Origin of the sequence: Promicromonospora sp. CA-289599 (assembly GCF_050936155.1) — a bacterium.
In the GTDB taxonomy this organism is placed as follows: Bacteria; Actinomycetota; Actinomycetes; order Actinomycetales; family Cellulomonadaceae; genus Promicromonospora.
Map to the genome: position 1 here is coordinate 3,836,476 of NZ_JBNJNI010000001.1, position 18,821 is coordinate 3,855,296.

Annotated in this window: 15 protein-coding genes; 9 read left to right on the top strand and 6 right to left on the bottom strand. The window is 71.5% G+C overall.

Annotated features, from left to right (window positions below):
• From kdpA to ACQEVI_RS16990, 5 genes are read left to right on the top strand one after another with little or no spacing between them, the layout of a single operon-like run.
• Nucleotides 1-1,668, top strand: a complete 1,668-nt coding sequence (gene kdpA / locus ACQEVI_RS16970) for a potassium-transporting ATPase subunit KdpA (RefSeq protein ID WP_432900867.1) — start codon at nt 1-3, stop codon at nt 1,666-1,668.
• Entirely contained in the window at nt 1,665-3,839 is a 2,175-nt protein-coding gene (gene kdpB, locus ACQEVI_RS16975; protein ID WP_432900869.1) for a potassium-transporting ATPase subunit KdpB, read from the top strand. The genes kdpA and kdpB overlap by 4 nt, the downstream gene beginning before the upstream one ends.
• Nucleotides 3,840-3,899: 60 nt before the next feature.
• Nucleotides 3,900-4,526 (top strand): potassium-transporting ATPase subunit KdpC, encoded by a 627-nt coding sequence (gene kdpC / locus ACQEVI_RS16980; protein WP_432900871.1) that lies wholly within the window; start codon nt 3,900-3,902, stop codon nt 4,524-4,526.
• A 4-nt stretch (nt 4,527-4,530) separates the two neighbouring features.
• Complete coding sequence (locus ACQEVI_RS16985) at nt 4,531-7,098, top strand: DUF4118 domain-containing protein (protein WP_432900873.1); 2,568 nt, start codon at nt 4,531-4,533, stop codon at nt 7,096-7,098.
• Nucleotides 7,095-7,814 carry a response regulator gene (locus ACQEVI_RS16990; RefSeq protein ID WP_432900874.1) on the top strand — a complete coding sequence of 240 codons (720 nt, stop codon included), beginning with the start codon at nt 7,095-7,097 and terminating at the stop codon, nt 7,812-7,814. Before ACQEVI_RS16985 ends, ACQEVI_RS16990 begins: the two co-directional genes overlap by 4 nt.
• Nucleotides 7,815-8,092: 278 nt before the next feature.
• Here ACQEVI_RS16990 and ACQEVI_RS16995 read toward each other — a convergent pair whose 3' ends face one another.
• Complete coding sequence (locus ACQEVI_RS16995) at nt 8,093-8,686, bottom strand: hypothetical protein (RefSeq protein ID WP_432900876.1); 594 nt, start codon at nt 8,684-8,686, stop codon at nt 8,093-8,095.
• A 244-nt stretch (nt 8,687-8,930) separates the two neighbouring features.
• Entirely contained in the window at nt 8,931-10,127 is a 1,197-nt protein-coding gene (locus ACQEVI_RS17000) for a methyltransferase (protein ID WP_432900878.1), read from the bottom strand.
• A 145-nt stretch (nt 10,128-10,272) separates the two neighbouring features.
• On the opposite strand from ACQEVI_RS17000, the gene ACQEVI_RS17005 reads away from it, so the two are divergent.
• Nucleotides 10,273-11,232, top strand: coding sequence for a hypothetical protein (locus tag ACQEVI_RS17005; protein WP_432900880.1), 960 nt, complete (start codon nt 10,273-10,275; stop codon nt 11,230-11,232).
• Between the two features lie 87 nt (nt 11,233-11,319).
• Here the strand turns inward: ACQEVI_RS17005 and ACQEVI_RS17010 are convergent, their stop codons facing one another.
• A complete protein-coding gene (locus ACQEVI_RS17010; protein WP_432900882.1) occupies nt 11,320-11,775 on the bottom strand; it encodes a SufE family protein in 456 nt (151 codons plus the stop codon).
• Nucleotides 11,776-11,840: 65 nt separating this feature from the next.
• On the opposite strand from ACQEVI_RS17010, the gene ACQEVI_RS17015 reads away from it, so the two are divergent.
• The gene (locus ACQEVI_RS17015) at nt 11,841-12,140 is read left to right on the top strand and encodes a DUF3175 domain-containing protein (RefSeq protein WP_432900884.1); all 300 of its coding nucleotides are present in this window, start codon (nt 11,841-11,843) and stop codon (nt 12,138-12,140) included.
• A 90-nt stretch (nt 12,141-12,230) separates the two neighbouring features.
• Here the strand turns inward: ACQEVI_RS17015 and ACQEVI_RS17020 are convergent, their stop codons facing one another.
• A complete protein-coding gene (locus ACQEVI_RS17020) occupies nt 12,231-13,124 on the bottom strand; it encodes a sulfurtransferase (RefSeq protein WP_432900886.1) in 894 nt (297 codons plus the stop codon).
• Between the two features lie 142 nt (nt 13,125-13,266).
• Between ACQEVI_RS17020 and ACQEVI_RS17025 the strand changes: the two genes are divergently transcribed.
• Entirely contained in the window at nt 13,267-14,757 is a 1,491-nt protein-coding gene (locus ACQEVI_RS17025) for an RNA-guided endonuclease InsQ/TnpB family protein (RefSeq protein ID WP_432900887.1), read from the top strand.
• A gap of 58 nt (nt 14,758-14,815) precedes the next feature.
• Here the strand turns inward: ACQEVI_RS17025 and ACQEVI_RS17030 are convergent, their stop codons facing one another.
• Nucleotides 14,816-16,060 (bottom strand): transcriptional regulator, encoded by a 1,245-nt coding sequence (locus ACQEVI_RS17030; protein WP_432900889.1) that lies wholly within the window; start codon nt 16,058-16,060, stop codon nt 14,816-14,818.
• Nucleotides 16,061-16,310: 250 nt separating this feature from the next.
• Here ACQEVI_RS17030 and ACQEVI_RS17035 point away from each other — a divergent pair, with 250 nt between their 5' ends.
• Complete coding sequence (locus tag ACQEVI_RS17035; RefSeq protein WP_432900891.1) at nt 16,311-16,961, top strand: hypothetical protein; 651 nt, start codon at nt 16,311-16,313, stop codon at nt 16,959-16,961.
• A 168-nt stretch (nt 16,962-17,129) separates the two neighbouring features.
• On the opposite strand, the gene ACQEVI_RS17040 is transcribed toward ACQEVI_RS17035, so the two are convergent.
• Nucleotides 17,130-18,743, bottom strand: coding sequence for a vWA domain-containing protein (locus ACQEVI_RS17040; protein ID WP_432900893.1), 1,614 nt, complete (start codon nt 18,741-18,743; stop codon nt 17,130-17,132).
• Nucleotides 18,744-18,821 lie beyond the last annotated feature (78 nt).

Genomic DNA, 18,821 nt, shown 5'->3' on the forward strand with positions numbered 1-18,821 from the left:
GTGAACACCGCAGTCCTCGTGACCGTGGCACAGATCCTCGTGCTGCTCGCCGCCCTCGCCGCCGCGCACGCGCCCCTCGGCGCGTACATGGCGCGCACCTACACCAGCCCCAACCACCTGCGGGTCGAGCGCCTCTGGTACCGCGCCGTCCGCGTGGACCCGGACGCCGAGCAGCGCTGGACCACCTACCTGATGTCCCTGCTGGGCTTCTCGCTCGTCTCGGTCCTCTTCCTGTACGGGATGCTGCGCCTGCAGTCGTACCTGCCGTGGAGCCTCGGCTTCACCGGGTTCGACCCGGCCGGCGCCTGGAACACCGCGGTCAGCTTCACCACCAACACGAACTGGCAGTGGTACTCGGGCGAGGCGGCGGCGGGACACCTGGTCCAGATGGCCGGCTTCGCCGTGCAGAACTTCGTTTCGGCGGCTGTCGGCATGGCGGTCGCGATCGCCCTGGTGCGCGGCTTCGCCCGCTCCGGCACCGACGCGCGCATCGGCAACTTCTGGAGCGACCTGACCCGCGGCGTGACGCGGATCCTGCTGCCCCTGTCCGTGGTGGCTGCGATCATCCTCATCGCCGCAGGCGTGATCCAGAACCTGGACCCGCACACCGCGCTCACCACCGTCGAGGGCGCCACGCAGCACGCGCTGGGCGGCCCGATCGCCTCCCAGGAGGCCATCAAGGACCTCGGCACCAACGGCGGCGGACCGTTCAACGCGAACTCCGCGCACCCGTACGAGAACCCGACGCCGTTCACCAACATCCTCGAGATCTTCCTGCTGCTGGTCATCCCGTTCACGCTGCCGCGCACGTTCGGCATCATGGTCGGCGACAAGCGCCAGGGCTGGGCGATCCTCGGCGTCATGGCCGGCCTGTGGGCGGCATCGCTGGCGCTGACCACGTGGGCCGAGATGGCAGGCCCCGGCGCCGCGCCCCAGGCGGCGGGCGCCGCCATGGAGGGCAAGGAGTCCCGGTTCGGCCTCGCCGCGAGCGCCCTGTTCGCGGTGTCGACGACTGCGACGTCGACGGGCTCGGTGAACTCGATGCACGACTCGTTCACGGCGCCGGGCGGCGGGATGCTGCTGTTCAACATCCTGCTGGGTGAGGTCGCCCCGGGAGGGGTGGGCGCGGGCCTGTACGGGATGCTCATGCTGGCCGTGGTCGCGGTGTTCGTCGCGGGCCTGATGGTGGGCCGTACCCCGGAGTACCTGGGCAAGAAGATCGGCCGCCAGGAGATGACGATCGTCGCGCTGTACGTGCTGACGGTGCCGGCGCTGGTGCTGGTCGGCACGGCGGTCGCCGTCGTGGTCGAGCCGGGGCTGGCGGGTATCCAGGACCCCGGAGCGCACGGGTTGTCCGAGGTGCTGTACGCGTTCGCGTCGGCCGCGAACAACAACGGGTCGGCGTTCGCCGGCCTGTCCACGGGTACCCCCTTCTACGAGGTGACGCAGGGCCTGGCGATGCTCGCCGGCCGGTTCGTCCCGATCGCGCTGGTGCTGGCCCTGGCCGGCCGGCTCGCGAGCCAGAGGACGGTCCCGGCGACGTCGGGCACCCTGCCGACGCACCGCCCGCTGTTCGCGGGTCTGCTGGCCGCGGTGACCATCGTCGTCGTGGGCCTCACCTTCATCCCCGTTCTTTCCCTCGGTCCCGTTGTGGAGTCTCTGTCATGACCATCGACACCCGGAACGCTCCGGAAGTCCCCACCCAGGAGCCCGCGTCCGGCGGGATCCAGCACCACTCGAAGCGCACCACCCCGCGCGCCCTGACCGGGGCGCAGCTGCGGGCGGCGCTCCCGGGCGCGCTGCGCAAGCTCGACCCGCGCGTGCTGTACACCTCGCCGGTGATGTTCGTGGTCGAGGTGGGCGCGTTCGTCACGACGGTCCTGGCGATCATCGAGCCGGGTGTCTTCGCCTGGTGGATCGCGGTATGGCTGTGGGCGACGGTGTTCTTCGCGACCCTCGCCGAGTCCGTGGCGGAGTCGCGCGGCAAGGCTCAGGCGTCGAGTCTGCGTGCCACGCAGAAGCAGACGACGGCGCGCAAGGTGTCAGCCCCGCGGGACATGCTCGAGCTCGGCTCCCGCCTGGACCTGCTGCCGACCGTCGAGGTGCCCTCCTCGACGCTGCAGGTGGGCGACGTCGTGGTGGTCGTCGCGGGCGAGACGATCCCGGGTGATGGCGACGTCATCGAGGGTGTCGCGTCGGTGGACGAGTCGGCGATCACCGGCGAGTCGGCCCCGGTGATCCGGGAGTCCGGCGGCGACCGCAGCGCGGTCACGGGCGGCACCGTGGTGCTGTCGGACCAGATAGTCGTGCGCATCACCGCGCCCGCGGGCTCCACGTTCGTGGACCGGATGATCGCGCTGGTGGAGGGCAGCGAGCGGCAGAAGACGCCGAACGAGGTGGCGCTGAACATCCTGCTCACGTCGCTGACCATCGTGTTCCTGCTGGCGGTCGCCACGCTGCAGCCGTTCGCCGTGTACTCGGGTTCGCGGCAGTCGCTGCTGGTGCTGGTGGCGCTGCTGGTCTGCCTGATCCCGACGACGATCGGCGCGCTGCTCAGCGCCATCGGCATCGCGGGCATGGACCGGCTGGTGCAGCGCAACGTGCTGGCGATGTCGGGCCGCGCCGTCGAGGCGGCGGGCGACGTCGACGTGCTGCTGCTCGACAAGACCGGCACGATCACCTACGGCAACCGGCGGGCCACGGAGGTGCTGCCGGTCGGCGGGGTGTCGCCCCGGGAGCTGGCGGCAGCGGCTCGTCTGGCCTCGCTCGCCGACGAGACGCCGGAGGGCCGCAGCATCGTCGAGCTGGTCGACGGGAAGTATGGCGTGGGCGACGAGCTCCCGCTGGACGCCGAGCTGGTGCCGTTCACCGCCCAGACCCGCATGTCGGGTGTCGACCTGCCGCTCACCGACGGGGCAGGGCACACGGCGATGCACCACATCCGGAAGGGGGCCGGCAGCGCCATCCAGCTCTGGGTCCACAGCACCGGCGCGCACGTCTCCGCCACGGAGGCCGAGGAGCTGGCGGCGCACGTCGACGCCGTCTCCCGGCTGGGCGGCACTCCGCTCGTCGTCGCGGAGCAGGTGGGCGAGGCGCCGGCGCGGGTGCTCGGCGTCGTCCGGCTGAAGGACGTGGTCAAGGAGGGCATGCGCGAGCGGTTCGACGAGCTGCGCGCCATGGGCATCCGGTCCGTCATGGTCACGGGTGACAACCAGGTGACCGCCCGGGCGATCGCGGAGGAGGCCGGCGTGGACGACGTCCTGGCCGAGGCCACCCCCGAGGACAAGCTGGCGCTCATCAAGCGGGAGCAGGAGGGCGGCAGGCTCGTCGCGATGGCCGGGGACGGCACGAACGACGCCCCCGCGCTCGCCCAGTCCGACGTCGGCGTCGCGATGAACACCGGGACGTCCGCCGCCAAGGAGGCGGGCAACATGGTGGACCTCGACTCGGACCCCACCAAGCTGATCGAGATCGTGGAGATCGGCAAGCAGCTCCTCATCACGCGCGGGGCGCTGACCACGTTCTCCGTGGCGAACGACGTCGCGAAGTACTTCGCGATCCTGCCCGCCATGTTCGTGACCGTGTTCCCGCAGCTCGAGGTGCTGAACATCATGCGGCTGGAGAGCTCCGGCTCGGCGATCCTGTCGGCCGTCATCTTCAACGCGCTGATCATCCTCGCGCTGATCCCCCTGTCGCTGCGCGGCGTGCGTTACCGGCCGGCGTCCGCGTCGTCGCTGCTGACGCGGAACCTGCTGGTCTACGGCCTCGGCGGGCTGGTGGCCCCGTTCATCGGGATCAAGCTCATCGACCTGGTCGTCTCGCTGCTCCCGGGCCTGTAGCCCGACCCCGAAGCCCGACCCGAGCCAGACCCACAAGCTCAGGAACACAAAGGAACTCACATGGCAACGACCACAGTGGCGAGCGATCTCGCGACGCTGACCCGGCACTCGCTGGCCGGGCTGCGCATGCTGCTCGTCCTCACTCTCGTCACCGGGCTGGCGTACCCGCTCGCGATGACCGCCGTCGGGCAGTTGGCCTTCCCCTGGCAGGCAAGCGGCTCGCTCGTCCGGTCCGACGGCGCCCCCACCGCCTCGCGCTCCGACGCCGTGGGCTCCGCGCTCGTCGCGCAGGGCTTCACGAGCCCGGAGTACTTCCACCCGCGCCCGTCGGCAGCGGGCGACGGGTACGACACCCTCGCCTCGGGCGGGTCCAACCTGGGCCCGCTCAACCCCGACCTGGTCGCGACGATCGAGGAACGCAAGGCCGCGGTCGCGGACCTGGAAGGTGTGGATCCGGCAGACGTCCCGGCCGACGCCGTCACGGCGTCGGCCTCGGGCCTGGACCCGCACATCAGCCCCGAGTACGCGGCGATCCAGGTGGCCCGCGTCGCGGAGGCGCGTGGGCTGTCCGTGGCCGACGTCGAGCAGGCGGTGGCCGAGCACACCGCAGGCCGCGACCTGGGTGTGCTGGGCGACCCGCGCGTGAACGTGCTGGAGCTCAATCTCGCCCTCGATGACGCAAACTGAGGCCATGACCACCGGACGCCGGGGCCGTCTCACCGTCTATCTGGGGGCGGCCCCGGGCGTGGGCAAGACCTACGCGATGCTCGACGAGGCGCACCGTCGCCGCGCACGGGGCACCGACGTCGTGATCGGCCTCGTGGAGACGCACGGCCGGACGGCGACGGTCGAGCGGATCGGTGACCTCGAGATGCTTCCGCGGCGGCTCGTCGAGCACCGCGGCACGATGCTCACCGAGCTCGACGTCCCGGCCGTGCTGGTGCGGGCGCCCGAGGTGGTGCTGGTGGACGAGCTCGCGCACACCAACGCCCCCGGCTCGGAACATCCCAAGCGCTGGCAGGACGTGCACGACCTGCTGGACGCCGGCATCGACGTGGTCACCACGGTCAACGTGCAGCACCTCGCCTCCCTGACGGACGACGTCGAGGCCATCACCGGAGTCCGGCAGCGCGAGACGGTGCCGGACAAGGTGGTGCGCGAGGCCGACCAGATCCAGCTCGTGGACCTCTCGCCCGAGCAGCTGCGGCGTCGGCTCGCGCACGGCAACGTCTACCGCGCGGACCAGATCGACGCGTCCATGTCGTCGTTCTTCCGCGTCGGCAACCTGACGGCGCTGCGCGAGCTCGCCCTGCTCTGGCTCGCGGACCGGGTCGATGACGCCCTGACCAGGTACCGCGCCGACCACGCGATCGGCGGCACGTGGCCCGCCCGCGAGCGCATAGTCGTGGCCGTCACCGGTGGCCCGGAGACGGAGACGCTGCTGCGCCGGGCGGCCCGGATCGCCCAGCGGGCGGCCGGTACCGAGCTGCTGGCGGTGCACGTGCTGCCGACCGACGGCCTGCCGTCGACGCCGTCGGCCACCATCGCGGCGCACCGTGCGCTCGCCGAGTCGCTCGGCGGCGTGTTCCACACGGTGGTGGGGGAGGACGTGCCGAGTGCCGTCGTGGACTTCGCGCGCGGGGTCAACGCGACGATGATCGTGGTGGGTGTCTCCCGGCACAGCGTGTGGCGGCAGGCCCTGCTCGGGTCCTCCAGCGCGGAGATCGCGCGCCTCTCGGGCACCATCGACGTGCACCTGGTGACGCACGAACGGGCACACGTCGGAACGGGCGTCGGGTCCCGGTACTCGTCGCTGTCCCCGAAGCGCCGGGCGGCGGGCTGGGGATCGTCCCTGGTGCTGCCGGCGGCCCTGACGGGAGTGCTGCTGCTGGTCGGGCGGGACGACGTCGCTCTCGCGACGGACGCCATGCTCCTCCTTGCGGGTGTGGTCGGTGTCGCCCTGATCGGCGGGCTGTGGCCGGCCGTCGCGGCCGCGATCGTGTCGAACCTGTGTCTCAACTGGTTCTTCACGCCCCCGGTGGGCCTGTGGACGATCGCCGAGGCGGAGAACGTGTTCGCCCTGGCCGTGTTCGTGGTGGTCGCGGTGGCCGTCGCGTCGGTGGTCGACCTCGCGGCGCGGCGCACCACCCAGGCGTACCGGGCCCGGGCGGAGGCATCGACGCTCGCCGCGCTGTCGCGCTCGGTGCTGTCGGGGGACGACACGGCTCAGGCGATCGTGCAGCGCCTCGCGCAGACCTTTGCGATGGCCGACGTGCGCCTCGAGGAGCGTGCCGGCGACCGTGCGCCGTGGATCGTGGTGGCACACGAGAGCTGGGTCACCGAGGCTGGACCGGCCGGTGGTGCCGGACGCGCCGGCGTGGGTGAGGACGACGCCGTCACCGAGGTGGCGATCGACGACCGGCACCGGCTCGTCCTCGCGGGCCGTGTCCTCCCGGCCAGCGACCGGCAGGTCGTCGAGGCGTTCGGCGCGCAGGCCGGCATCGTGCTGGAGCACCGGCGACTGCGGGAGCAGGCGGCCCAGGCGGAGGTGCTGGAGCGGACCGAGAGCACCCGCACCGCGTTGCTCGCCGCCGTCTCGCACGACCTGCGCACCCCGCTCGCGGTGATCCGCACGGCGGTGGACGGCCTCGCCTCGCCGGACGTCGAGCTCGACCGCGAGGACCGGGACATCCTCACGGCCGCCATCGCGGACTCGACCTACCGGCTGGAGCGGCTCATCGGCAACCTCCTGGACCTGTCGCGCCTGCAGACCGGCGCCGTCCGGCCGGTCCTGCGCGCCGCGTCCCTGGAGGAGGTGGTGCCGATCGCCGTCGAGCCGTGGCTCTCCGGCCTCGCGCTCGACGTGCCAGAGGACCTCCCGCTCGTGCACACGGACCCGGGCCTGTTCGAGCGGGTGGTGGCGAACGTGGTCTCCAACGCGGTGCGCCACTCGCCGCCCGGTGCGAAGGTGCTGTTCACGGCCTCCGCGACGCGTGCGGCGGTCGAGCTGCGGATCGCCGACGCCGGGCCCGGCGTGCCCGACGACCGCAAGGCCACCATGTTCGAGCCCTTCCAGCGGCTCGACGACACGAGCGTCAACGGCCTCGGTCTCGGGCTGGCGGTCGCGTCTGGGCTCGCGGACGCCGTCGGCGCCCGGATCGCGGCGGAGGACACCCCCGGTGGCGGCCTCACGATGGTGCTCACCGTCCCGCGCGAACCGGCGCCGAATTCTGGTCGGGATGATGGGATGGTCCCGTGACGGGGGAGTCGGACGGCGGGGGAGAGCGGGCGGTGACGGGCAACCGCGTCCTCGTGGTGGACGACGACGGCGCGCTCGCCCGCGCCCTGGCCATCAACCTGCGGGCCCACGGCTGGGACGTGACGGTCGCGCCGACGGGTACGGCGGGCCTCGACGCGGCGGCGTCCGCCCGGCCGGACGTGGTGCTGCTCGACCTGGGGCTGCCCGACATGCCGGGCCTCGACGTGATCGCGGGGATCCGCGGCTGGACGCGGGTCCCGATCGTCGTGCTGTCCGCGCGGCAGCTCGGCGACGACAAGGTGGACGCCCTCGACGCCGGCGCCGACGACTACGTGACCAAGCCGTTCGCGATGAACGAGCTGCTCGCCCGGCTGCGCGCCGCCGTCCGCCGGGCGGAGCCTGCCCACCCGGAGGAGGCGGTGGTCGTCGCGGGCGAGCTGCGGATCGACCTGGCGCGGCGGCAGGTCTCCCGCAGCGGGGCCGACGTGCGGCTGAGCCCCACCGAGTGGGCGCTGCTGGAGGTCCTGGTGCGCAACCGCGGCCGGCTCGTGGACCGCAAGCTGCTGCTGCACGAGGTCTGGGGCCCCGCGTACTCGACCGAGACCAACTACCTGCGCGTCTACACGGCGCAGCTGCGGCGCAAGCTGGAGAAGGACCCGTCGCACCCGCGGCACATCCTCACGCACCCGGGGGCGGGGTACCGGTTCGAGGAGTGAGCCGGTCATCCGGCCTGGTGATCGGCTGTGCCGCGAGCACACCCGATCAGCTCCGCGAGGCGGTGCGCCGGATCGCACAGGTTCTCGTGTCATCAAGAACGGCGTTCGACGTGCGGTGATGAAATGCGCGATCTGGTCGTTCACAAAGCAGTGAGGCCCTTTCCCGAAATTCGGGAAAGGGCCTCACCGGTAGTCTTTTGCACCAGCCCCACCGTTCGCGAACAGCTGGCGGAAAAGACGTCAGATACCGGCCGTGCTGGCGACGTCCGGCGAGTTCGTCACATCCCCGGAAGGGGAAGGGGAAGGGGCAGGGGGAGGGGAAGGCCGAGGCTGCCGAGGAGCGAGCCGAGCAGGTCGCCGAGCGTGGCGAGCAGGCCGTCCAGCAGGCCGAGGTCAGGAACCGGGAGCGGCACCGGGAGGTCCGGGACCGGGAGGTCCGGCACGGGGACGTCCGGCACCGGAAGGTCGGCCGGGGCCTCAGGAACTGCCTCGACCGCAGTCGCGGCTTCGGGTACCGCCACGGCCTCGGTCGCTGCTTCCGGGACTGCCTCGGTCTCGGTCGCGACGTCCGGCACTGCCTCGACCTCGGTCGCGACGTCCGGTACCGCCTCGGTCTCGGGCGCAGCGTCCGGTACTGCCTCGACCTCGGTCGCGGCCTCCGGCACTGCCTCGACCTCGGTTGCCGCTTCCGGAGCGGCCTCGGGCTCAGCCGCGACCTCCGGCACCGGATCGGTTGCGGTGACCGCGGCCGCAGGCGCATCGCCCTCGGCCGTCACCAGGGCGCTTGCCCCTGTCGTGGCTGCGCAGACCATGCCCGCCGAGACGGCCACGGTTACGACAGCTCGGCTGACTGCACGGAATCCTCGGATCATGGTATTTCCCCTCGAATAGCTCCGTCGAAACAGCGGTGGCGCACACTCATGTGTTCCATGGAGAAGAGTCAGACGCACTTTTCACCCTGTCAATCGCAACGCATTGAGGTGTGCGCGGAATGAAACGAGACAATCCAGGATCGAACCCGGCGGAAGAGTGATAGGAAATGCCCGTAACTCCGACATCACAGTGGTGATACAGGACGGGTGTCCAGGTCGGGTATCGGGTATCGGCCGGCGGGTGTCAGGCGTCAGGAACCAGGCGCCACAGCGAGGTGACCTCACGCCGTCGGGCTTCGTGCAGCAGGTCCGCGGCGTCGTTCGCCCGGGGGTGCCGTGGGCTCGTGTCGTGCCGCTCGGCGACCCGCAGCCCCGCGTCGGCGATCCGGGTGAGGAGCTCGCCGCGCGTCCGCAACCCGAGGTGCTCCGCGAGGTCCGAGAGGACGAGCCAGCCCTCACCTCCGGGCGCGAGGTGCTCGGTGAGCCCGTCGAGGAACCTGTGCAGCAGGTCGGAGCCGGCGTCGTAGATACCGAGCTCGAGAGCAGAGGTCGGTCGCGCGGGGAGCCACGGCGGGTTGCAGACGATCAGGTCCGCCCTGCCGCTGGGCCACAGGTCCGCCTCGACGACCCGCACCCGGTCGGCCAGCTGGAGCCGACCCACGTTCGAGCGGGCGCAGGCCACGGCCCGTGGGTTGATGTCGGTGGCGATGACCGTGCGCGCCCCGCGCCGGGCGAGGAGCGCCGCGAGCACACCGGTCCCGGTACCGAGGTCGAAGACCACCGGCGGCGTGGCCTCGCCGGCGAACGGCATGTTCGCGACCAGTTCGACGTACTCGCCGCGCACCGGCGAGAAGACGCCGTACGCGGGATGGATGCGTTCGCCCAGTGCCTCGATCTCGACGCCCTGCTGGTGCCACTGGAAGGCGCTGAGCACGCCCACGAGCTCGGTGAACGCCACGCAGGTTCCGCGCCGTTCGACGTCTGGTGCGCTGCCGGTGGCGTCCGCAGGACCGTAGGCGTGGTCGCAGGCCGCGCCGACGTCGGGCGCACGGCCCAGCCTCAGGGTGTGGTCCGGTTCGAGCAGGACCAGCAGGCTGCCGAGGAGCCCGGCGCGTTCGGCACGTGCCGCCCGGTGGCCGTGGAAGAGCGCTGCGAGGCCGTCGCCGGTCGTGCGGGCCGTCGTGCCGGGTGCGGTGCTTCCTCCGGTCCGTCCGGAGCCCGACCGTTCGTGCAGGCGGTCCATGGCGCGGAGCAGCTGCCGGGCATTGTGGAAGTCGCCACGCCACAGCAGTCCGGCGCCGCCGTGCGCCATGCGGTAGGCGGCCTTGGCGGTGGTGCGGTCGTCGACGACGACAACCCGTCCCGGCGCGGGCGCGTCGTTCTCGGAACGCCAGCGTGCGGCGTAGGAGGCGCCGCCCTCGGTCCAGTGGACAGCTGCCATGGCGCGCTCCCGAACGGGTCGAAGTGCCGGAGCCGGCGACGCTTCGAACCGGAATGTGCGTCCGTATCTTCTCACGGTGCCGGCGCGACCGGCGCAACCGGAAATGCCCTCGTCGGGCAAGGTGGGCGGTTGGCATGATCGCCGCATGACGCGCGTCCGACCGACCTGGCCCGACCTCCCGACGCACGTGCGCGACGCCGTCGCCGCGCAGCTCGGTGGACCGGTCACGGGCTGGACCTCGCACGACGGCGGCTACTCGCCCGGCTGGGCGCTCACGCTCGAGACCGCGGCCGGCAGCACGTTCGTGAAGGTCGCCTCGACGGAGCACGAGGTCGCCGCGCGCCTGCACCGCCGGGAGGCGGTGCGTGCGGCGGCGCTGCCCGACGGCGTCCCCGCGCCGGCCTTCCGTTGGATCATGGAGCTGCCCCAACCGGGGGAGACGGAGCCCGCGTGGGTGGTCGTCGCGTCGGACGTGGTCGACGGTCGGGCGCCCCGGACCGAGCCGTGGGACCTGGACGACCTGGACCGCCTGCAGCACCTGGCCCGGCGCATCGCCGAGCACGAGGTGCCGGACGGCGGGGCGTTCCCCACCTTCGGCGACCATGCGTGGCCGGAGTCGGCCGAGCTCGTCGACGAACGCCCCGCGGGCCTGGCGACCTACGACCCGTGGCTCGCGGCGAACCTCGACCGGATCGCCGAGATCGCGTCACCCGAGCGGCAGGTCGAGGCGTTCGCCGGTCCGCATCTGGTGCACGGTGACCTGCGCGCGGACAACGCGCTCGTCGTCCGCCGGGCCGACGGGGTGGAGGAGGCGGTGGCCGTGGACTGGCCGCACGCCGTGCGCGGGGCTGCCTTCCCGGACCAGACCGGCATGCTCCCGGCCGTGCACGCCACGGGCGGGCCGGCCCCGGAGGAGGTCCTGCGGCGGACGCCGCTCCCGGCGGGTGTGGACCCGGAGGCGGTGACGGTGTGGGTAGCGGTGCTGACCGCCTACTTCGTGCGCAGCTCGCTGCAGGACCCGCCGCCCGGCATCCCGCATGTGCGCGCATTCCAGCGCATCCAGGCGGAGGCGTGCATCCCGTGGCTCCGCGCCCGCCGGGGCTAGGGGGAGAAGCCCCGCGAGAACGGGGTTATGTGTCTTCGCGGGCCGGAAAGACACATAACCCCGTTCTCGCCGGGCGCAGCCGACAAGCTAGACCTGGGCGGCCGCGAGTTGCTCCCGGACCTGACGCTTCGCGCGCGTCAGCATGCCCGCCATACCGTTGAGGCGCAGCAGGCTGACGACCTTGGTGAGGCCGAGCTGGAGCGGGAAGTCCTCCGGCACGTCCAGCACCTGCTGCGCCGTCAGTCCGGTGAGGCCCTGGGCGAGGATCGACGCGAACCCTCGTGTGGTGGGCGCCTCCTCCGGGGCGCTCGCGTGGAAGGCGACCACCCCGGCGTCGTCCACCTCGGCGAAGGCGTAGACCGGGGACTGGCACTCCTGGACCCGTTCGAGCCGCTCGGGCGCGTCCGCATAGCTGGCGGGCAGCGGCGGAAGCTCGCGGGAGACCTCCAGCAGGAGCTGCAGCCGGTCGCGCTCGGGCGTCTCCAGGAAGGCGTCCCGCAGCTCGGCGAGGGCTTCGGGCAGGTCGACGTCGTTGGTGCTCATCTGTTCATCCTCCCACCGTGCGCGAGGCTCGGGCGAGCGACCGGGCGGCGTCGTACGGTTGACGTATGGCCGAGAAGAAGCGGTCGGGGAAAGACCGCGAACGCTGGTCTCAGGACGTCACCGAGGGCAGTGACGCCCTGGACCTCGAAGAGGGTGTCTTCACGTGGCAGGACCCCGCGCGGATCGCCCGGTCGCTCAAGCGGTCCGCGGAGTCGAGCGATCGGCGCAAGAGCTCCCCGTACCGTTCGGCGATGTCGATGCTCACGTTCTACGTGAACCGAGCTGGCAAGGAGCTGGGCGCGGACCAGCGTGAGGTCCTGGAGCGGGCGAAGGACGAGCTGCGCAAGGCCTTCGGCCGCGCTTGACCTGTCAGAACCCCGCGAACGTGTCAGACACACAGGTCACCCGGGTGGCCTGTACGTCTGACACGTCTGCGGGGTTCTGACAGGTCCTCATCAGACGGTGCCAGGCTCGGTGCCTGTCGCCACCGGGACGCGTACCGCGTTGCCCCACTCGGTCCATGAGCCGTCGTAGTTGCGCACGCCTCTGTAGCCGAGCAGGTAGGTCAGCGCGAACCAGGTGTGGCTGGACCGCTCGCCGATGCGGCAGTAGGTGATCACGGCATCGGCCGGGTTCAGGCCCAGGCCCGCGGTGTAGATGGCCTCGAGCTCCTCGCGCGACTTGTACGTGCCGTCCTCGGCGACCGCCGTCGCCCACGGGACGTTGCGCGCGGTCGGGATGTGACCGCCGCGCAGCACACCCTCCTCCGGGTAGTCCGGGATGGCGATGCGCTCGCCCGTGTACTCCTGCGGCGAGCGGATGTCGACGAGCGGGCCGTTGCCGAGGTGGGCGAGGACGTCCTCGCGGAAGGCGCGGATCGCGGTGTCGTCCCGCTCGACCACTGGGTACTCGACGGGGGCAGGTGCCGGGACGTCCGTGGTGAGCTCGCGGCCCTCGGCGCTCCACAGGCCGCGGCCGCCGTCGAGCAGGCGGACGTCGGAGTGCCCGAACAGCGTGAACACCCAGGCCGTGTACGCGGCCCACCAGTTGTTCTTGTCGCCGTACAGGACGATCGTCGTGTCGCGCGTGATGCCCTTGGCGCCCATGAGGGCGGCGAACGCCGCGCCGTCCAGGTAGTCGCGCATCTCGGGGTGCTGCAGCTCGGTGTGCCAGTCGACCTTCACGGCGCCCGGGATGTGGCCGGTCTCGTAGAGCAGCACGTCCTCGTCGGACTCCACCACGACGATCCCCGGGTCCTTGAGGTGTTCGGCCAGCCACGCGGTGCTCACCAGTCGTTCCGGGTGGGCGTACTGCGCGATCTTGTCCGAGGTGTCGATGGGCGCGGGCATGGGTCCTCCTCGTAGAGCACTGCACTGACAGTCAAGGCAACACCTGGCCCCGCCGAAAAGATCCCGGCTCGGAAGGCGTCTGTGAACTTGGCATGTGTCCCCGCTCGGGTCGATGTCAGTGTCTCGGTCTACCGTTCGGGGCATGGCTCGGCACACCACCTTTCGGTTCTGCCTCGACCCCACGGTCGAGCAGTCGGTGGCGCTTGCCCGCTATGCGGGCGCGGCCCGGTTTGCGTACAACCAGTGCCTGCGGCTGCACCTGGACGCCCGCGAACGGCGCCGCGCTCTCGATGGTCGCGATGGCGGCGCTCACGACGAGGACCAGACACGGGACGGGGTGCCGTGGTCGCGATTCAGCCTGGTCAGCGCGTTCGGTCGGTGGAAACGGTCGGAGGCCGCCGGACGGCGCTTCCTCGTCGCGAGCGACCGGGTTGCCGAGGTGGAGGTGACCGGACTCGCCTGGAGGGGCGAGGTGTGCTCGCAGGTCTTCGAGGAAGCCGCCGTCGACGTCGGTCACGGCCTGGCCCGGTGGATCGAGGCGCGACACGAGAAGCGTAAGGAGCGTCCGGTCGGACATCCGCGCTTCAAGAAGAAGAACCACACCGCTGGGTCGTTCCGGATGCGGAACAAGATCACCGGCGGGCGCGCCTGTATCCGTGTCGGCTCCGGAGCCGAGCCGCGGTCGGTGACGCTGCCAAGGATCGGCAGCATCCGTGTCCGGGAGGGCACTCGGCGCTTGCGCCGGATGATCGCCACGGGTCGAGCCCGGATCCTGCAGGCCACGGTCACCCGCGGCGCACGCCGCTGGTGGATCTCGATCACCGTCGAGGCCGTCGACCTGCACGCCGCCGTCCAGCACCCGGCCCGTTCGGTCGACGACAAGACCGGGTGGGTCGGCGTCGACCGGGGCCTGCACGCCCTCGTCGTCGCAGGGACCCGGGACGGGTCCGAGGCCCTGCGCGTCCAGGCCCCCAAGATCCTGGCTGTGGGGCTGCGTCAGCAGCGTCGTCTTGCCCGCTCGGTTTCGCGCACGAAGCGCGGCTCGGCGGGCCGCCGCAAGGCCACCGCCCGGCTGGCGAACCATCACGTCCGGGTGCGGGACACCCGGCAGCATTTCCTGCACCAGGTCTCCAACCAGCTGGTCAAGAGCCACGATCGGCTGGTTCTGGAGGACCTGAACATCACGGGCATCATGTCCAACCGCAAGCTCGCCCGGGCCGTCGGTGACGCCGCATGGGGTGAGCTGGCCCGCCAGATCACCTACAAGCAGGCCTGGCGTGGCGGACAGGTCGTGGTCGCGGACCGGTGGTTTCCGTCGTCCAAGACCTGCTCGTCCTGCGGCAGCGTGCGCAAGGACCTGACGCTCAAGGAGCGCACGTACACGTGTGGTCATTGTGGGCTGGTTCTGGATCGGGATCTGAACGCCGCTGTCAACCTCGCCGCCTGGGCCGAGGACCACACCCCCGCCGTCACAGACGGTGGTGGGCGTGGTGAAGTCCGGGTCGGGGACCGTCAAGCAGCCGGCCCCGTGATCAAGGCCTGCCGACGGGACGGCACTGGTCCACACACCCGTGCGGACGAAACCAGCCCGGACGACGCAGGAACCCCGGTTCAAGCCGCACCAGCGGCCTGAACGAAGGGGCGCCCGAGAAGGGCGGTGCCTGCGGACATCACAGTTCACAGGCACGCTGTCAGGACAGGCGTCGCTCCAGCACGCTCAGGTGTGCCCAGGCCCGCACCGACTGCGGCCCGCCGGGCGGCGCGAGCCGGGCCAGCCGCATCCAGGCCGTGTGGTCGTCCGCCCCCTCGCTGCGGCCGGTCCACTGCTCGACGGCGGCCGCGTCGTCGCAGGCGTGCACCGCCTCGCGGACCTCGGCCTCGAGCTCCTCGCGCAGCCGCTCGACTCCCGGTGCGACCGACCGCCGCAGCAGGGGTTCGGGGTAGGCCGACAGCGCGCCGCGCACGTCGCCCCGACCTAGCAGGGAGTGCACCGAGCCGACGTCGGACCGCAGGGGCCGGGCGAGCCGGTACGGGCGGGAACCGGCGAGCAGGGGGCCACCGAGGACGGCGTCCGCGACCCGGCGCAGACGGGAGATCTCCGCACGCACGGCGACCAGGGACAGATCGCCCGGGTGCAGCAGCACCGCGAGCTCCTCCGCGCCGAGGCCGCGCGGATGCTCGGTGAGCAGGAGCAGGATCTCGGCATGCCGCAGCGACAGACGCCGCCCGCGCAGCGTGGGCGGCCCGAGCAGCCGGAGGTCCGGCGGCTGGTCGGTCGCGCCAGGGCCGGCGGCCCGTGCGGCAGCGCGGGTGGCGAGCTCGCGCTCGACCATCGCGACGGTGGCCCGGACCAGCGCGAGGGCGACGTGGCTCCCGGCGACGCTGCCGCCGGTGAGGTCGAGGACGCCGACGATCCCGCCCGCCGCGTCGCGCACAGGAGCCGCGGTGCAGCTCAGCCGCTGGGCCGGACGCATGAAGTGCTCGGCGCCGAGCACCTGGACGGGGCGCCGCGTCGCCAGGGCTGTGCCGGGTGCGTTGGTGCCGACGGACTCCTCGCGCCACACCGCGCCCTCGACGAACCCCACGTGGTCGACCGCGGAGCGCACCGGCCCGCGACCCTCCACCCAGAGCAGCCGGCCGACGTCGTCCGACACCGCGACCACCAGGTCGTCGCCCGTCGCGCCACCCACCAGATCCCGGACCATGGGCATCGCGACCGCCAGGGGATGGTCGCGGCGGTAGACCTCGAGATCGTCCGACGCCGCGACAGCCACCTCGTTCGGCTGGTCGGGGTCCACACCGTTGCGAAGGCTCCTGCGCCACGAGGCCGCGACGACGGGGTCGATCCCCGCGGGCTCCTGCGAGCCGGCGGAACCGACGAAGCTCTCGTATGCCGCGCGTACCCACTGCGCGTCCCGGTGTGGCACCTTCGCCATGCTGCCCCAGACCTCGTTCGGACGCCGTCGTCGAACCACGCCAGTCTAGGCGCCAGGCCCAGCCGTCGACAGGGTGCCCGTCGCCGAACGTGGACCAAGTACCCGGCCGAACGACTTTCCACAGATCACAGGTGTATTACGGTCTCGCCGTGCGCTACTCAAGAAGTAGTTCTAGCGTCATTCTCATCGGTAGTTAAAGGGCTTCGAGCCCGACATCTTGTTTTCATGGGATCTCTCTTTGGGGGAAGAGTTGAACACCATCGCTTTGGCGAAGGCGGAACCCGAAATATCCGAGAGCGACGAACAGCCGACCGACAGACCGACCCGACTTCCCGCGCCGAAGGCCGCACAGCTGCCGCCGCTCGACGTACCTGAGCCTGAGCTTGCCGATCTGGCCGGCGCCCGCGGGCGGCGCCCCTGGGTCTTCGGCGCCGCGATCGTCACGGGTGTGGCCGTCGCCATCACCCTGTGGGCGGCCTCGGCCCATGCCGACAGGACCAGCCGCCTCACGGCCCTCAGCTCCCAGATCGACATCCAGGTCAGCACCACGTCGGCCCGGTCGCACGACCTGACGGCGGTGATGGACATGGCCCAGCGGGTCTACGAGCACTCGGAGGGCCAGGTCGCGGACCCGGCCACGCGCGACGTCCTCGCCCAGGCGCTCGCCGACGCCCGGTCGGCCGCGGCGCAGCGTGTGACGGACGCCCCGCCGTCCTCCGTGACGCAGGCTCAGACGCTGCTCGCGCAGGCGACCTACATGGAGAACTCCCTGGACTGGGCCACCGAAGACCTGCGTGTCGCCGTCGACATGGTCCAGCAGTCGCAGGGTGCGCAGCGCGTCCTGGATTCCCGGGACCCGCTCGACAACCGGACGATCCTGACGTCTCGCGAAGGTTCCTGAGGCGTATTCGTCGGCATTTGCCGACGGCCTAAAGTTCCGGTGCTCGTCACGTGTCGAAACCTCTTTCCACGATTTCCAGGCCTCTTTGTCACCGTGCACGGCCTTTCCGATCAGGCCAATGCATTGAGCGTCCATGCCCACGGCAGTGCATTTGACGCGTAGCAGGGATCACGCCACCCGGCGGTAGGCGTCGACCAGATCGACGAACTCCGCCCGCAGGCCGTACGGGTCGCGGCCCAGAGCGCTCGACGCACGTTCCCGGACGGCGTCGAGGCTCGCGTCGGCCCGGTACTCCGACGCGGTGGCGATCAGCCCGAGCTCCGCCACGGCGGAGGCGAAGACGAAGTCCGCCGTCGGCGCCGACGTGAACGCGTCCGCGCCGACGGGAAGCTCGACCTCGGTGCTCGTGCCGGGCTCGTCACCGTCCGGTGTCTTGTACCGGACGTGCACGGTCATGAAGTCGTCGCTCGTGCCGACCTCCCGTTCGGTGTACTTCAGGTCGTCGCCGTCGGAGCCGGGGTCCGTGCCGGGACCGCCGCCGGCCGGGACGAGCTCGTAGAACGCGGTCACCGCGTGCCCCGCACCGACGTCGCCGGCGTCCTTGGTGTCGTCGTCGAACTCCGCGTCCTCCAGGCGCCGGTTGTCGTACCCGATCAGCCGGTACGAGGAGACGGTCGCCGGGTTGAGCTCCACCTGCAGCTTCAGGTCCTTGGCCACCACGAACATGGTGGAGCCGAACTCGTCCACCAGGACCTTGCGTGCCTCGGCCAGGGTGTCGATGTAGGCGTAGTTGCCGTTCCCGTGGTCGGCGATGGCCTCCATCGTGCTGTCCTTCAGGTTGTACATGCCGAAGCCGAGCACGGACACGTAGATCCCGGACTCCCGCTCGGCCTCGATCAGGTCCGTGAGCTCCTCGGGGGTCGACGGGCCCACGTTGAAGTCGCCGTCCGTCGCGAGGATCACCCGGTTGTTGCCGCCCTCGACGAAGTTCTCCTCGGCCAGCTCGTACGCGGTCCGCAGGCCGTCCGCGCCGCCGGTCGACCCGCCCGCGCGCAGCGAGCGCAGGTGATCCACCAGCACGCCGTGCTCCGAACCGGGGACCGAGTCCGCCACCACCCGGTTGTCGCCCGCGTAGGTCACTATCGACACCCGGTCGTCCTCGTCGAGCTGCTCCACGAGCAGTGCGAACGACTCGGCGAGCAGCGGCAGCTTGTTCGGCTCGTCCATCGAACCGGACACGTCGAGCAGGAAGACGATGTTGTTGCCCTCCGACGTCGGGATCGCCTCCGTGGCCTGCACGCCCACCATGGCGAGCTGGTGCTCCGGGTTCCAGGGTGCGGTCGCCACCTGGGCCGTCATCGAGAACGGGTGCTCCGCGCCCGGGGCGGGCGCCGGGTAGTCGTAGTCGAAGTAGTTGACGAGCTCCTCGATGCGCACACCCTCCGGCGCGACGCCCTGGTTCACCTGGCGGCGCAGGTTCGAGTACGACGCCGTGTCGACGTCCGCCGAGAACGTGGACAGCGGGCTCGTGGCGACGTCCTGGAACGGCGTCTCGGTGGAGTCGTCGTACTCCTCGCCCGAGCCGTCCGGCTCCCGGCCGGACGGTGGCGCGACGTCCGCGCCCCGCAGCGACTCGAGAGCGGGCGCCGGGAAGCCCGCCGCGTCGACGGCGGGCTCGGCCTCCCCGCCGGCGTCGGCCGTGCAGCCCGTGAGCGCGAGCGCCGCGGCCAGCATCGCCGCGGCGGACCAGGACGCGCGGGTCGTGCGGGGTGCGGAAATCATGGTGGTTGGCCTCTCGTCCGGGTGATCCGTCCTCTGGTGTCCATCTGTTCCGCCATGGGCCCGGCTTGCCCGGTCCAG